The sequence below is a fragment of the Amycolatopsis sp. w19 genome, from assembly GCF_051373225.1.
GTDB lineage: Bacteria > Actinomycetota > Actinomycetes > Mycobacteriales > Pseudonocardiaceae > Amycolatopsis > Amycolatopsis japonica.
This window is the reverse complement of the sequence record NZ_JBPQFM010000001.1, coordinates 287,085-301,715: the sequence shown is the minus strand read 5'-3', so window position 1 is coordinate 301,715 and position 14,631 is coordinate 287,085. Positions and strand designations below refer to the sequence as shown.

General features: G+C 69.5%; 15 protein-coding genes, 1 tRNA gene and 1 pseudogene. 10 read left to right on the top strand and 7 right to left on the bottom strand.

Going from position 1 to position 14,631, the window contains the following annotated elements; genetic code table 11:
• The first annotated feature begins 25 nt into the window (after nt 1-25).
• From ACSMFO_RS01345 to ACSMFO_RS01335, 3 genes are all read left to right on the top strand, one after another.
• Nucleotides 26-1,195 (top strand): alginate lyase family protein, encoded by a 1,170-nt coding sequence (locus ACSMFO_RS01345; protein WP_436456474.1) that lies wholly within the window; start codon nt 26-28, stop codon nt 1,193-1,195.
• A 139-nt stretch (nt 1,196-1,334) separates the two neighbouring features.
• Nucleotides 1,335-1,408 (top strand) — tRNA-Pro (locus tag ACSMFO_RS01340).
• 507 nt (nt 1,409-1,915) lie between these two features.
• Nucleotides 1,916-2,338 (top strand): hypothetical protein, encoded by a 423-nt coding sequence (locus ACSMFO_RS01335; protein WP_436456472.1) that lies wholly within the window; start codon nt 1,916-1,918, stop codon nt 2,336-2,338.
• Nucleotides 2,339-2,400: 62 nt separating this feature from the next.
• Here ACSMFO_RS01335 and ACSMFO_RS01330 read toward each other — a convergent pair whose 3' ends face one another.
• The 4 genes from ACSMFO_RS01330 to ACSMFO_RS01315 are packed head-to-tail and all read right to left on the bottom strand — an operon-like array spanning nt 2,401 to nt 4,719.
• Nucleotides 2,401-2,808, bottom strand: coding sequence for a DUF3224 domain-containing protein (locus ACSMFO_RS01330; RefSeq protein WP_436456471.1), 408 nt, complete (start codon nt 2,806-2,808; stop codon nt 2,401-2,403).
• Entirely contained in the window at nt 2,805-3,710 is a 906-nt protein-coding gene (locus tag ACSMFO_RS01325; protein WP_436457055.1) for a Vgb family protein, read from the bottom strand. Before ACSMFO_RS01325 ends, ACSMFO_RS01330 begins: the two co-directional genes overlap by 4 nt.
• The gene (locus ACSMFO_RS01320) at nt 3,692-4,348 is read right to left on the bottom strand and encodes a CatB-related O-acetyltransferase (RefSeq protein WP_436456470.1); all 657 of its coding nucleotides are present in this window, start codon (nt 4,346-4,348) and stop codon (nt 3,692-3,694) included. The genes ACSMFO_RS01325 and ACSMFO_RS01320 overlap by 19 nt, the downstream gene beginning before the upstream one ends.
• On the bottom strand, nt 4,345-4,719 hold the full coding sequence (locus ACSMFO_RS01315) for a nuclear transport factor 2 family protein (RefSeq protein WP_436456468.1): 375 nt from the start codon (nt 4,717-4,719) through the stop codon (nt 4,345-4,347). The genes ACSMFO_RS01320 and ACSMFO_RS01315 overlap by 4 nt, the downstream gene beginning before the upstream one ends.
• 107 nt (nt 4,720-4,826) lie before the next feature.
• Between ACSMFO_RS01315 and ACSMFO_RS01310 the strand changes: the two genes are divergently transcribed.
• The 4 genes from ACSMFO_RS01310 (at nt 4,827) to ACSMFO_RS01295 (ending at nt 10,452) form a co-directional block, all read left to right on the top strand.
• Nucleotides 4,827-7,508, top strand: a complete 2,682-nt coding sequence (locus ACSMFO_RS01310; protein WP_436456467.1) for an ATP-binding protein — start codon at nt 4,827-4,829, stop codon at nt 7,506-7,508.
• 63 nt (nt 7,509-7,571) lie between these two features.
• Nucleotides 7,572-8,963: an NAD(P)/FAD-dependent oxidoreductase gene (locus ACSMFO_RS01305; RefSeq protein WP_436456466.1), complete on the top strand. Its 1,392-nt coding sequence runs from the start codon at nt 7,572-7,574 to the stop codon at nt 8,961-8,963.
• A gap of 24 nt (nt 8,964-8,987) precedes the next feature.
• Complete coding sequence (locus ACSMFO_RS01300) at nt 8,988-9,854, top strand: alpha/beta fold hydrolase (protein WP_436456465.1); 867 nt, start codon at nt 8,988-8,990, stop codon at nt 9,852-9,854.
• A gap of 40 nt (nt 9,855-9,894) precedes the next feature.
• Nucleotides 9,895-10,452, top strand: a complete 558-nt coding sequence (locus tag ACSMFO_RS01295) for a PadR family transcriptional regulator (RefSeq protein WP_436456464.1) — start codon at nt 9,895-9,897, stop codon at nt 10,450-10,452.
• 48 nt (nt 10,453-10,500) lie between these two features.
• Here the strand turns inward: ACSMFO_RS01295 and ACSMFO_RS01290 are convergent, their stop codons facing one another.
• From ACSMFO_RS01290 to ACSMFO_RS01280, 3 genes are all read right to left on the bottom strand, one after another.
• On the bottom strand, nt 10,501-11,649 hold the full coding sequence (locus ACSMFO_RS01290) for a family 43 glycosylhydrolase (protein ID WP_436456462.1): 1,149 nt from the start codon (nt 11,647-11,649) through the stop codon (nt 10,501-10,503).
• Nucleotides 11,646-12,449, bottom strand: coding sequence for an endonuclease/exonuclease/phosphatase family protein (locus ACSMFO_RS01285; RefSeq protein WP_360131334.1), 804 nt, complete (start codon nt 12,447-12,449; stop codon nt 11,646-11,648). Before ACSMFO_RS01285 ends, ACSMFO_RS01290 begins: the two co-directional genes overlap by 4 nt.
• A gap of 104 nt (nt 12,450-12,553) precedes the next feature.
• Nucleotides 12,554-12,907, bottom strand: a complete 354-nt coding sequence (locus tag ACSMFO_RS01280) for a VOC family protein (protein ID WP_350596575.1) — start codon at nt 12,905-12,907, stop codon at nt 12,554-12,556.
• Nucleotides 12,908-13,001: 94 nt separating this feature from the next.
• On the opposite strand from ACSMFO_RS01280, the gene ACSMFO_RS01275 reads away from it, so the two are divergent.
• The 3 genes and pseudogenes from ACSMFO_RS01275 (at nt 13,002) to ACSMFO_RS01265 (ending at nt 14,627) form a co-directional block, all read left to right on the top strand.
• The gene (locus ACSMFO_RS01275; protein WP_436456461.1) at nt 13,002-13,397 is read left to right on the top strand and encodes a hypothetical protein; all 396 of its coding nucleotides are present in this window, start codon (nt 13,002-13,004) and stop codon (nt 13,395-13,397) included.
• Between the two features lie 56 nt (nt 13,398-13,453).
• Complete coding sequence (locus ACSMFO_RS01270; protein ID WP_436456460.1) at nt 13,454-14,122, top strand: DsbA family protein; 669 nt, start codon at nt 13,454-13,456, stop codon at nt 14,120-14,122.
• Nucleotides 14,119-14,627: pseudogene (locus ACSMFO_RS01265) on the top strand (vitamin K epoxide reductase family protein). Before ACSMFO_RS01270 ends, ACSMFO_RS01265 begins: the two are co-directional and overlap by 4 nt.
• Nucleotides 14,628-14,631: the final 4 nt, after the last annotated feature.

The following is a 14,631-nucleotide window of genomic DNA, read 5'->3' as shown; positions in this document are numbered from 1 at the left end:
GGCTCACACCCGCCCGAGGAGAACCATGTCCCTACCGAGGAAACTGCTCGCCCTGGCCACGCTCGTCCCGTTGACCCTAGGCCTTTTCAGCGCTCCCACCCAAGCCGCGCCCGCCACTTTCACCCATCCCGGCGTGCTGGTCAGCCGCCCGCAACTGGACTTCGTCCGCGCCAAGGTCCAGGCCGGCGCACAACCGTGGAAACAGGCTTACGACGCGATGATGTCGAGTTCGTACGCCTCGTTGTCCCGGTCACCGAAACCACGCGCCATCGTCGAATGCGGTTCCTATTCGAATCCGAACATCGGCTGTACCGATGAACGGCAAGACGCGATCGCCGCGTATTCCCTTTCACTGGCGTGGTACATCACGCGCGACCCGAAATACGCGACCAAGGCGATCGAGATCATGGACGCTTGGTCCGCGGTGCTGAAAGATCACACGAACAGCAACGCTCCCCTGCAGTCCGCCTGGTCGGCCTCCTCCTGGCCGCGCGCCGCGGAGATCATCAAGCACACCTACACGAGCTGGCCGAATTCCGGCCGGTTCGGCACCATGCTCCGGAACGTGTACCTGCCCGAAGTGATCAACGGCAGTCACAGCAACGGGAACTGGGAACTCAGCATGACCGAGGCCGCGATCGGCATCGCCGTGTTCCTCGACGACAAGACGGCCTACGACAAGGCCGTCGCGAAGTTCCGCACCCGCGTCCCCGCCTACCTCTACCTGACCAGCGACGGCGCGCTCCCGAAGACCGCGCCCGGCAGCGGGCTGGACACGCGCGACAAGATCGTGAAGTACTGGCAAGGCCAGACGACGTTCGTCAACGGCCTCTCCCAGGAGACCTGCCGGGACTTCACGCACACCGGCTACGGCCTCGCCGCCATCGCGGACTTCGCCGAGACCACCCGCATCCAGGGCCAGGACCTCTACCCCGAGATCGCGGACCGCCTCCGCGAAGGCCTCGGCTTCCACGCGAAGTACCAGATGGGCGCGGCGGTCCCGTCGTGGCTGTGCGGCGGCAGCCTGAAGCTCGGCCTCGGCCCGATCACCGAAGTCGGGTACAACCACCTCCACACCCGCCTCGGGCACACCATGAGCAACACGGAGGCCCTCACCCTGCGCCAGCGCCCGGCGGGTACCAACAGTCTGTTCGTCGCCTGGCAGACCCTCACGCACGCCGGCAACCCTCAGTGACCCCGTGGGGGCCGCCCGAATGCGGCAGGGCGGCCCTCACGGACCGTTTTCCCAGCTCAGACACACAGTGACCCCTGGTTGCAAGCCCCGGTTCGGGACCCGCTAAAGTACTTACATCGCACTCCACGGAGCGCGGGTCCGGGCTGTGGCGCAGTTTGGTAGCGCACTTGACTGGGGGTCAAGGGGTCGCAGGTTCGAATCCTGTCAGCCCGACCGGAAGACGAAGCCGCTTGGCTTGAGTGAAAGCTCAAACCAAGCGGCTCTTCTGTTTCTACGGCACGCATGGCACGGCGGGCCGAGCATGATCCGCTTGAGGGCCATCGCATGAAACCCCCTTGGCCCCGCGCCGACTCTCGTCCGGCACTCGTGCTTCGGGTTGCAGCCCCGGCAGATGAAGCGATATGCGCGATCCCACTCCGGCCTCAAGACCTGAAAGGCGCGGATAGCGAACACAGGGGCAGCGTCATGCCTTAACGTCCCCACGTGACCACACACGGAGCGCTGCCACCTCGCACGCTTGAAGGACTGAGCAACAGGGCCCTGCACTTCGTCCACGTGCACGGACTACGTATCTCCTCCCCGGAGATACGGCCTTGGCGGGATCGGTGGCAGAGGTGCGGGATACCCGATGCGGAGATCGACCGGGTTGCGGACTTCCAGGAACGCTGGGGCGGTATGGCTCTGCCTCCCGCCCCAGCCTACGAAGGAGGACCGCGGATCTTGAACGCGGACATGCCGCAAGGCTCCGACTCGGAAGGCTGGTGGTTTTCGGCCGGAGACGAGCGGGTGTCCATGGCCTACGAGTTCATGATCGGACCTGAGGGCGAATTCGGTATCCGAGCCGAACGCTGGACGCCGCTGCACGCCGGCATCGACGGGTGGGTGGAATCCCTGGCACTGGCCCACCACGCCGCGTCTTGGGCGAAGAGCATCACGAAGATCGCGGGCGAGGCCGTAGATGCCCTCGACCTGGAGGAATACGAACCGGTACCCGAAGTCCAAGGAGTGACGGACAACTGGTGGCGCGGCGCAGAAACCCTCATCGCCGTCTACCGCGGCGAAGCCGACTGCCTCACCGCACCCCAGTGCCGGACGGCACACGTCTACAGCGGTCTCGCCGACTGGGGTCTGCGCGGCGGCTGACGCAGCGTTGCTCACCCCGATGAAGTGAGCAGTCCCCAGGCGGCTTTGCAGTGCCGTCGCTGTCAGCCGTCCTCCGCCCCCACCCCGGCACCGAACGAGAACTCCAGCGTCAGCACCCCGTGCCGCGCCTCAACCGCCCGCCCGGACAACCCGGCCAGCTCCCCCGTGCCGGATTTCGGGACCACCGCGCCGAAAGTGCTCTGTTCGTCCCCGTCCGCCAGTCCGCCGTGCTGGATCACAAAGGAGCCCGGCCTGCCGTCGAGGGTTCCTTCGATGCGTTCCGACGCGACGTACCCGGCGCCGCCCTCGCCTTGGGCCGTGAGCACCTCGGCGACCCCGGTTCCGGCCAGCGCTCCGCGGTAGGTCTTGCGGATCACGATCCGGGTCAGCCTCGGGCCCTCCGACGGCTCGGCGTAGGGCTTCTCGTCCCAGCTGTCGATCTCGAATTCCGCGTCGATCGTGGTGCTCATCGAGCCTCTCCTTCATTGTCGATTCGGGCAAGTGCCCCAAGTTCCAACGCCGTCCACAGTGCTCGGTCCGGGCCGAACACGAGGCCGTGCGGTTCGGAACCCGGCGTGGGCAGGTCGTGTGTCTCGATGGCACCGTCCGGGGTGATCGAGCCGACCCGGTTGCCGCCCCATTCGGTGAACCACAACGCGTTGTCGCCGCCGGCGATGGCGTGCGGCCGCGCGGAACGGTCGGGTAGCGGGAATTCGGTCACGTCCCCGTGAACGGTGATCCGGCCGATCTGCCCGGCGGTGATCTCGGTGAACCACAGGGCCCCGTCAGGACCGGCGGCGATTCCGACCGGTCCGGCGGCTTGGGTCGGCAGCCGGTGCACGGTGATCTCTCCGCCGGTGGTGATCCGGCCGATGGCGTCGGCTTGGTTCATCGTGAACCACAGCGCGCCGTCCGGTCCCGCGGCGATCGCCGACGGGAACGTTCCGCTGTCTGGCAGCGCGAACTCCGCCACCTCACCGGACATCGTGATCCGGCCGATCCGGTCGGCGGCGATCTCGGTGAACCACAGCGCCCCGTCGGGGCCGGCGGCGAGTCCGTAGGGGCCGCATTCCGGCGTGGGCAAGGGAAACTCGCTGATCACACCGGTAGTGGTGATACGTCCGATACGGTGCGCCTGGTACTCGGTGAACCACAACGCGCCGTCCGGGCCTGCCGCGATAACGGTCGGGCCGCTGTCCGGCGCAAGCGGCCAGTTCTCCGGCGATTCTCCCGGAACCAGCCGCCCGATGTGTCCACTTCGGACCAACGTGTACCAGAGGGCGCCGTCCGGTCCGAGGGTGATCGCGTACGGGCCTTCGCCGGGGACGGGGAACTCTTCGATGCCGATGCGGCTCATTCGGCGCCCGCCAATCCGTGCTCGGCGGCGATACGGAGAACCTCGGCCGGGTCGCCGGCCATGATCGTCCGGACATGCTCGGTGACCAGGCCCACCGGCCAGTCCCACCAGGCCGCACGGCGCAGCGCGGAAACCTCGGCGTCACCGAACCGCTGCCGGATCGGCCGGGCCGGATTGCCGCCTACGATCGTGTACGGCGGCACGTCCGCGGTCACCACCGCGCCCGCCGCCACGATCGCCCCGTCGCCGATGGTCACCCCTGGCATGACGGTGGCCTGGTGGCCGATCCAGACATCGTTGCCGACCACCGTGTCACCCCGGCTCGGCATGCCGGTGACGAGGTCGAGCGTCTTCTCCGTCCAGTCGCCGCCGAACATGGTGAACGGGAAGGTGGACGGCCCCAGGGTCGGGTGGTCGGCACCGGCCATCAGGAAGCGGGTGCCGCTGGCGAGCGCGCAGTACTTGCCGATGACCAGTCGTTCCGGCCCGTAGCCGTAGAGGACGTTGCGCCGCTCGAACTCCGTCGCGCCGTCCGGATCGTCGAAATAGGTGTAGTCGCCGACCACGATCTTCGGCGAGCGGATCAGCGGTTTCAGGAAGATCACCCGCTCGTGCGCGGGCAGCGGGTGAAGCGTCGTCGGATCAGGGTTCACTTGTCGGCTCCAGATATGGGGACAGGGTCGAGGAAGCCGTAGCCGCGGCTCAGCCGGGACCGCCCGGCGACCAGCACGGTGCTGCCGATGATCACGGCCGGACCACCGGCCGGGCCGAGCTCCCAGGTCAGCCGCGCCACGTCGTGGTGGGCGTCGACCGTGCCCGCCGCCCGGTAACGCAGACCGGGGAACCGTCGTTGCGCGGTCGCCATCGCCTCGTCGATGCCCGCGTGGCCTTCCGCGACCACGATCGGGTCGACGTAACGGGCGTCGAGCGTCCACAGTTCGGCCACGAGCGCGCGCCGCCGGACCGGGTCGGTTTCGTTCCAGCTCGCCAGATACCGCCGGGCCAGCGCATCCATGCCGGACATGGCCACCTCCTTCACCGAGGACGCTAGGGCTTCGCCGGGCCTGCGGAATCTGTCACAACCCGGCAGTCTCGCGGCGGTTTCCCTCGCGCATTAAGTACTGTCGCGACGTGTTGCGCGGACGGGAGGACGAGACATCGGTCATCGACCGGCTAGTGGCGGACTGCCGGGCCGGGCGCAGCGGCAGCCTGCTCCTCACCGGCGAACCCGGGATCGGCAAGACCGCACTGCTGGAGTACGCCGCCGCCCAAGCCGGGGACCTGCGGATCCTCCGTGGAACCGGGATCGAGTCCGAAGCCCATCTCCCGTTCGCCGGCCTGCATCTCGTACTGCGCGCCGCGCTCGACCGGGCCGACGCGCTCCCGGCGCCGCAAGCACGGGCCCTGCGCGGGGCGTTCGGTCTCGCGGCGGCCGAACCGGGCGACCGGATGCTCGTCGGCCTCGCCGTTCTCTCGCTCCTCGCCGAGTTCGCCGAGGGCGGATCGGTGGTGTGCCTGGTCGACGACGCGCAGTGGCTGGACCGAGCCTCCGCCGAAGCGCTGCTGTTCGCCGCCCGGAGGCTGGACGCCGAAGGCATCGCGCTGTTCATCGCCGCCCGTGACGGCTTTCTCGCGCCCGGAGTGGCCACGTTGCCGCTGTCCGGGCTCACCGCGCCCGCCGCCGCCGAACTGCTGGCCGATCACGCCACGCCGCTGTCCCCCGCGGACCGGTATCGAGTCCTGGCCGAAGCGCAAGGCAATCCGCTCGCCCTCCTCGAACTACCCGCCGCCTTCGCCGCCGGCCGTCCCGCCGCCGGAGAGGCCCTGCCGCTGCCGGACACCGTCCAAGCGGCGTTCCTCGACCAGGTCCGGCTGCTGCCGGAGCCGACCCGGCGGCTGCTGCTCGTCGCCGCCGCCGAGGACACCGGCGATCGCGGCGTCGTACTGCGCGCCGCGACCGCTCTCGGCTGCCGGCCCGCGGATCTCGTGCCCGCCGAAACCGCGGGGCTGCTCCAGGTCGACAACCGCAGTGTCCGCTTCCGTCATCCGCTCGTCCGGTCCGCGGTCTACCAAGCGGCGCCGGTCAGCCTGCGTTTCGTCGTGCACACGGCGCTGGCGGAAGCGCTCGACCAACCCGCCGACGCCGACCGTCGCGCCTGGCACCACGCGGTCGTCGCCGACGGCCCTGACGAGCAGGTGGCCGGGGAACTGGAGACCACCGCCCTGCGCGCCGCCGCCCGCAGCGGTTACGCGGCCGCTTCCGCGGCGTACCAACGCGCCGCGGAACTGACGGGGCCCGGTCCGGACTCCGCGCGACGGCTGGTTCTCGCCGCCGAAGCCGCGGCCGAAGAAGGCGATCTCGACCGCATGGAGGCCCTCGCCGGTGCGCTGGTCTCCGCCGACCCCGCCCTGAGCGTCCGCGCCGACCGGGTCCGCGCGACCGCGGCGTTCCATCGTGGCGCCCTCACCACCGCACGGCGCCTGCTCACCGAAACCGCTCCGTCCGCCGAACCGGAAACCGCCGTCCACCTGCTGCTCGACGCGGTACACGCGGCCTGGTACCTCGGCGAACGCGAGATCGCGGACACCGTCGAGCTGCTGGACGCGGCGGCGCCCGCCGCCCCCGAACCGATCGCCCACGTCGGCGGGCTGCTGTCCGAAGTCGCCCGCGCCGCGATCGGCCTCCCGCTGCGGCGTCCGCTCGCCGACCGGATCGCCGACGCGCGCCGCACCGGCTTCGGCGGTCCGCACGACACGATCCTGGTCGGTGCCACCAGCCTGCAATCGGCAGGGCACGACGCCGAAGCGCATCAGGTCGCCGACGAACTGCTCGCCCAATGCCGGAAGAACGGACAGCTCGGGCGCACCCCGCCGGTGCTGCTCTGCGCGGCCCGAGCCGCGGTTTTCTTCGGCCGTCATGCCGAGGCGGGCGACCAGGCGGCCGACGCGCTGCAGCTGGCGCGAGAACTCGGCCATCGGCAATGGATCGCCGAGGCCAACGGCGTGCTGGCCTACCTGGCCGCGGCGGCCGGCGACGAGGACCGCTGCCACGCCTACGCCGACGAAGCCCTCGCCGCGCCGGAACCCGGGACCCCGGCGCCGGGCCTGTCGTGGGCGCACTGGGCGTTGGCGCTGCTCGATCTCGGGCTCGCCCGCTGGGAATCCGCGCTCACCCGGCTCACCGCCCTGCGCACCGGCCCGATGCGCCACCAGTTGCCCGGTCTGCGCGGAGTCCCGGATCTGGTCGAGGCCGCGGCCCGTCTCGGCAAGCCGGATCTGGCCGCCGAACCGGTCGAGCGGCTCGCGGACTGGGCGGCTCGCGCGGACCAGCCGTGGATCTCCGCCCACGTGCACCGGTGCCGCGCCCTGCTCGCCCCCGATTCCGCCGCGGCGGAACTGTACGAGGAGGCCTTGCGCCGCCATCCCGGCGACCGGCCGTTCGAACGCGCGCGAACCGCGTTGCTGTACGGGGAATGGCTTCGCCGCATGCGTCGCAAGTCCGCGGCGCGGACTCACCTGCGTGAGGCGTTCGAAACCTTCCGGCGGCTCGACGCCGTCCCCTGGGCCGAACGCGCCCGCGCCGAACTCGACGCGACCGGTGAAGTCGTGACGGAACCCGTGGCGGGCGCGCTCGCGGCACTCACCCCGCAGGAACGGAAGATCGTCCGGCTCGCGGCGCGCGGACTGTCCAATCGGGACATCGCGGCACAACTGTTCCTCAGCGCTCGGACGGTGGGATACCACTTGTACAAGGCGTTTCCCAAGCTCGGCATCACCGCGCGCACCGAACTCCCGACGCTGGAGCTCGGCTGAGCGGTCATCACGGCCTCTCCGCCGGCCATTGACCTCCGCTATTCAACAAGTTATATATGACTCATGTCATACCTTCGGCGGGACCGGGCGCTGGTGCTCGGGGCGGGCGTCGCCGGTCTCGTGGCCGCACGGATCCTGTCCGAGCACTACGACGAGGTGGTCGTGGTCGAGCGTGACGAACTCCCGGACCGGCCGGAGCATCGGCGCTTCGTCCCGCAGTCGCATCACGCGCACGGCCTGCTGGGCTCCGGCCGCCGGATACTGGTGGGGCTGTTCCCCGGTCTGTCCGCGGAGCTGGCCGCCCGTGGCGCGCTCACCCCCGGGTCCGGCGACCCCGCGATGGGCGATCGTTCGCTCTTCCTCGTCCGCGGCGGGACGACCATCCGGATACCCGCCTGGTGGAGCGGTGGCTTCGGCGCGAGCCGGGTCCTGATCGAGCACGCGATCCGCGACCACGTCCGGGCCTTGGCGAACGTGACGATCCTGGACCGGACACCCGCCACCGGGCTGATGACCGACCGGGCCCGCCGACGGGTCACCGGCGTCCGGACGCCCGACGAGGATCTGGGCGCCGACCTGGTCGTCGACGCCTCGGGCCGCGGCTCACCGCTGCCGGAGTGGCTCGAACGGCTCGGATACCGGCCTCCACCGGAATCGATCGTCCACTCCGACGTCCGCTACGTCAGCGTCGTCACCGAACCCGATCCGTCCTTCGATCCCGAGTGGCTGGCCATCCTGGGCGGCCAGGCCGAGTCCGGCTCCTCCGTCGGCGGTGTCGTCCTGCGTATCGAGCACGGCCTGCTGCACATCTCGTTCGGATCGATCGCCCGCGACGAACCCGTGCCGTCGGATCTCGCCGGGTTGCGGGACTTCGCCGATCGCTTCACCGCGCCGGTGGTGGCCGAGGCACTTCGCCGGTCGACACCGGCAGGCCCGATCCGCGCCTTCCGCGTCCGCAGCAACACCCGTCGCCACTACGACCGGGCTCGCGAATTACCCGGCGGCGTCATCGCGCTCGGCGACGCCGCCAGCGCGGCCAACCCCATCTACGGCCAGGGAATGAGCGTGGCGGCACTGTCCGCGGCCGCGCTCGGCCGGGCGCTCGCCGCCGGGGACGACGCGGGGCTGGAAAGGCGGGCGGCACGAGCCATCGCCGCCACCTCCGCCGAAGCCTGGCGCCTCGCGCTCGGAGAGGACATCCGCTACGGATGCCGCACCGAAGGAGTCCGGTCACCCTGGACGGCCAGGTTCGGCGAGGGCTATCGCAACCGCCTGGAACGAGCGGCGGCACTGGATCCCGAAGTGGCGGCGGCCTTCAACGACGTGCTCAATCTCCACCGGCCGTTGTCGTCGCTCGGCTCACCGCGGATCGTCCGGCGGGTGCTGAGGCCGTTGCGCGACCGCGATCCCGGTCCCCTGTCCGCGACCGTCGCCGCCGTCCTCGGCGCCGGTTGAACCCGTCCGACGAGGAGCCCGCCCATGTTCCGGCCACAGTTCGTCGACGTCGACGATGTCTTGCTCCACGTCGAGACCGACGGCCCCGAAGACGGCCCCGCCGCACTGTTCCTTCACGGCTGGCCCGATCTGTGGTTCACCTTCGAGCCGCAGATGAGCGTGCTCGCCGAGCAGGGGTACCGGGTACTCGCGCCGGACCAGCGCGGCTACGGCCTGTCGTCCAAGCCCGCCACCGTCGCCGACTACGCGATGCCCAAACTGGTCGAGGACATCGTCCTGCTCATCGAGCGGCAAGACGCGGCGCCGGTGCATCTGGTCGGGCACGACTGGGGCGGAGCCGTCGCCTGGGCGGTGGCGATCGAACGACCGGATCTGGTCCGCTCGCTGACCATCGTCAACTGCCCGCACCCGCAGGTGTTCGCCGATTCGTTGCGACACAGGCCTTCCCAGCTGCTGCGGAGCTGGTACATGGTGGCGTTCCAAATCCCCGGACTCGCCGAGGCGATCCTCGGCGCCCGCAAAGGCGCGATGCTGGCGGCGATGCTCGAACACGGCGCCCACCTCGACGACGCCGACCTCGACCGGCACCGTGCCGTCTGGCGCCATCCCGGCACGATCCAACGCCCGCTCTTCTGGTACCGCGCGATGTTCCGGTCGATGCTGACGTCGCTTCGCGCGGCGGATCCCGCGACGGTGCGCGTGCCGACGCAGATCATCTGGGGCCGCCGCGACGGCGCGCTCGGCAAGCACCTCGCCGAACCCAGTGCGGCGCGGTGCGAGCAGGCCGAGCTGCACTGGCTCGACACCAGGCATTGGCCGCACCGCGAACAGCCCCGGCACGTCACCGAACTCCTCTCCGCCTGGTTCGCACGGCACGCCGAGCGGGTCTGACCGATTGCTATCCTCCGGGTTTCCCGCCGAGAGGAGCCCGATGCTCAGATTCGCCCTGCTGGGCTTCCTGCTCCGGCAACCGATGACCGGCTACGACCTGGCCACCGCGATCCGCTCCAGCATCCACTTCGTCTGGCCCGCCCAGCTCAGCCAGATCTACCGCACGCTGAGCCAGCTCGAGGACAGCGGCCTGGTCGTGTCCGAAGTGGAGCCACAGCAGAGCAGGCCGGACCGCCGCGTGTACACGATCACCGACGCCGGGCGGGCGGCGTTCGATTCCTGGCAGAGCGAGCTGGTCACCGAACTCGACCCCGTCCGCGTGCCCTTCATGGTCCGCTTCTTCTTCGCCGGCTCCCGTTCGCTGGAAGACACCGTGACCCAGCTCCGGGTCATGCGCGACCTCCACGTCAAGGACCACGAACGGCTCGCCGTCGAACTGCCGGACCAGATCGCCGCGGCCACCGCCCTCTCCGGCGGCAACGAACTCGACCCGCTCGTCTGGGACTCGGTCCGCCGAGCCGGCGAGATGATGGCGCAGACCTGGGTCGCCTGGATCGACGAAACCATCGAGCGGCTGCAGGACGCCGGCCGCGACTGAGCGACGAAGCGGGTCTCCGCGGCGACGGAGACCCGCTTCCTCCGAGACTCACCAGCTCACGCTGAACTCGGCCGTGGCCCCGCTACCGGTTTTCGTCAATCGCCCGATCCGGCTCTGCCGTTCCGGAGAAGGATCCTCCTGCGGCAACGGGCTCGCGTCGGTGATGTAGTTCCACGAAGCCCACCACGATCCGTCGGGTGCCTGGAAGGCGTTGAACGCGCCAGGGCCACGTTTGTTGCCCGGCAGGTTCTTCTTGCGGAACTTGTCCGGCAGTCCCGGCCGGAATCGCGGCTCTCCCTCCGGGTCGGGCTCGTAGGAGAAGTACGCGCGCTGCTCGGCCATCGGGGTGCACCGGTTGTCCGTCAGCGCGGTTCCGCAGTAGGCGACGCCGGTGGAGTACCGGTTCGCGTACCAGTTGTTCCCCGAGTAGAAGAGATACCAGTCCCCGTCGATGCGGACGGCGTTGGGATTCTCGATCGTGAGGACGTCGTCGGACGGGCTGTTGTGGTGCGTCCACTCGAGGTTCGCGTTGTCGATGAGCTTCTTCGCGTCGGCTTCCGGTATCCGCCGCACGTGGCGGGACCGGTCGAAGTCCAGTTTGGCGGCACCGAGGGCGGTGACGCGGTCTTGCGTCCAGGCGCCGTTGCGCAGGGTCAGCCAGACCTCGCCCTGTCCCCTGCTCACGTCGGCGTCGATCGCCCACCCGCGATCCGGGCAGAACAGCGGATCCGCGTTGGCGACGAACCCGCCCGTGGCCCGCAACGAGGTCGCGTAGCCGATGCAGTGTTTTGCCTGCCCGGCGGGCTCGGAACCGGGCAGCGCCGCGCTGTAGAAGACGTAGTAGACGACGCGGCCGTCCTCCTGATGCGCGAACAACGCCGGTGTCCACAGTGGAGAGTCCGGTCTCGCCCAATAGCCCGCGGGGAACGTGACGCCGTCCCAGGCATCGCCGTCGACGGCGCCCCGGCGCTGGAAGGTTCCGCCGCTGAACTCGACCTTCGTGTACGGAAGCTTCTTGCCGGGGACGCTCGCGCCGACCGCGACGTAGGTGTTCGTCTCCGGAATCCGCATCAGATCCGCCGCCGGAAAGCGGAAGTCCAGCGACTCGTCGCGGGGCCCGGTTTCGGCGGTGGCGCTCGGCCCGGCCGTCAGGAGGCTGACGCCGCACAGGACGGCGATCAGGGCGCGCCGCATCATCGGGTCACCGTCACACGGGCACGCACCGGCCGGTGGTCGCTCCCGTAACCGCCGAGGGCGTCCACAGCGGACCCGGTCGAGTCCTTTTTCGCCCACACGTGGTCGATGGACCTGCCGTCGTGGCTCGGCGCGCTGTAGGAGTCGGCCACGCGCCGCAGCCCGGTCATCAGATCCGAACCCGGCTCGGCGTTGAAGTCCCCCATGACGATCGGCTCGGCCGCCCGCGAGGAGAACCAGTCCGCGGTGTTGCGGACCTGCAGGTTGTGCAGTTCGCGGTTGAGCTCGAACCGTTGCGCGGACGGGGTCAGGTGCACGACGCCGACGACCCACTCGAAGCCGGCGCCTCCGACCCGCACCCAGTTGACGTACTTGGGCGGCACCCAGCAGCCGCAGTCACCTGGCTCGGCGGGGCCGGTACCGGGCGTGGACGGGTCCACTTTGGACGCGGGTGAGATCTCGCCCGCGCCATGGCCGGTGATGGTCATGTTGCCGCGCACCAGGATGGCGTTGTGCTTGATCGCGCGGCGGTCGGTCTCGTAGATGGCGACATAGCCCGTCGCCGCCGCGGCCTCCCGCACGACGTCCTCGCGGTCGGCGACCTCCTGCAGTCCCAGGACGGCGGGACGTTCGGTCTCGAGGAGACGGACGAGGTCGGCCTTGAGCCCGCCCGCGTCGCCCACATTGTAGGTGACGACCTTGATCGTGCGTTCGGTCGCGGCTTCAGCGCTGGGCACCGCGACGAGCGTGGCGAGCGGAACGAGCAGGGCCAGCGCGAACGCCTTGCGCCTCGAATGCTTCATGGAATTCCCTCCAGTGTCGATGACGGAGGGAATCGGACCATCGGCCGCCCGCCACGGGCAATGGCAAGCGCGCTGCCGTCATCTTCCGGAAAGAATTGACCCGATCACTCCGGCGACGGGTTCTCCCAGACGAAGGTGACCTTGTTGCCCGCCGGATCCACGATCTCCGTCAATTTGACGAAGCCGAAGTCCTGGACCGGGCCGCATTCCACACCGCGCTCCGCGAGGTCGCCGACGGTCTCGTCGATGTCTTCGACGCCGATGACCACGGTGCTCTTGCCCGCGGGTTCCGGGTCGTGGGCGACCTGGATGCCCGCGCTCCCGGCGATCAGCCACTCCGCGACGCCTTCCATGGGTTCGGTGTCGGGTCGCCGCCCGATCCACCGCTCGTACCAGGCGACCGCGGCGGCATGGTCCGAGACCGGCAGAACAGCGTAGACATCCTTGAACCTCGGCACGGCACGTCGTCCTTCCACTCGGGATCGCCGACCACTGTAGGCCGTTTTGTCCGAGTTCGCCTCGGCTTTACAAGGTCGCCTTTACCCTGCTCCCGTGACCGGCGGAACGACGACAGTGAGGATGACCGCGCGGCTTTTCGCCGTGCTGGCCGTGCTCACCGCCGTCACCCTCCTGCAGGGCGCGCTGTGCAGTAACGGCGCCGCGGCGGCCGGCTCACCCTGCGCTCCCCTCTTCGCCGCCGAAGCGACGCACGTCCCCGGCCCGGCCGACGAATGCGATCCGGCGACGTCCCTGCTCAGCCCGGCTGAGCAGCCCGTTCCGGACAACCACCTCGACGACCTGACGGGGATCGGCGTGGCGCTGCTCGCCGTGCTCTTCCTCCTCGTCCAGCAGCATCGACGCCGTGAGACGGGAGTGCCGCCGACCTCAGCGGCGAGGTCTTCTTGGAGCATTCCGCCCCTTGTCCGGCTCTGCGTTTCCCGTACCTGATCCGGCGTAGCCCCCTGCCGTTTCAGTTGCCGGAACCCAGCCAAGGACACAACAGAATGACCAAGTACACCAAGGTTTCCCTGACGGTCGTGGCCGTCGTTATCGCGGTCGTGGCCGCGTTGCTCGTCTTCACCGATCTCGGTGAAGACACCCCGACCGCCCAAGCGGACGCGCCTCCGGTGGTGCCCGCGTCGATCCTCGTCCGGCCGGACAGCCACCGGCTCTCCGATCCGCCGGGCAGCAAGGTGACCGTCGTGGAGTTCCTCGACCTCGAATGCGAGGCGTGCGGCGCCGCCTTCCCGGGCGTCGAACGGCTCCGCGCCGAGTACGGCGACCGGGTCACCTTCGTCATGCGCTATTTTCCCATCCCCAGTCACCGGAACGCCGAGCTCGCCGCCCGGGCCGTGGAAGCGGCGGGTGAACAGGGCAAACTCGAACCGATGTACCGCCTGATGTTCGAGAAGCAGCCGGAGTGGGGTGACCAGCAGGTCTCCCATCGCGAGACCTTCCTCGGTTTCGCGCGGCAGCTGGGCCTCGATCTGAAAGCGTTCGAGACCGCGTTGGACGACCAGGTCACCCTCGGCCGGGTGCTGGCCGACCGCACCGACGGCGCGAACATCGGCGTCGAGGGCACACCGACGTTCTTCGTCAACGGCGTGAGGTTCTCGGGCTCGCCGTCCTATCAGGGCCTCAAGGCGGCCATCGACCGGGAACTGGCCAAGTGAAGCCGTTCGCCGTCCGGGCGACGCCGTGGGTCCTGCTCGCCGGCGGCGCGATCGGGCTGCTGGCCTCGTTCGTCCTCACCATCGAGAAGTTCCGCCTGCTCAAGGATTTCTCCTACATCCCGACCTGCAGTATCAACCCGGTCCTCAGCTGCGGCTCGATCATGGAGACGCCGCAGGCGGAACTGTTCGGTTTCCCGAACCCGTCGCTGGGGATCGCCGGATTCGGCGTGATCGTCACTACAGGGGTTCGGCACTCGGTGTCGTGTTCGTGCACTGGCTGATGATCCAGAGCCTGTACCTCATCGGCGCTTTGTGCCCGTACTGCATGGTCGTGTGGGCGGTCACCATCGCCGTCTTCTGGTACACGACCCTGCACAACCTCCACAAAGGACCGGAGGTGAAGGCGGCGCTCCGGTACCACAACGTGGTGCTCGTGGTCTGGTACGCCGCCGTCACCGTCGCGGTCCTTCAGGCGTTCTGGAGTTACTGGACGACGCTCGTCTGAAGGC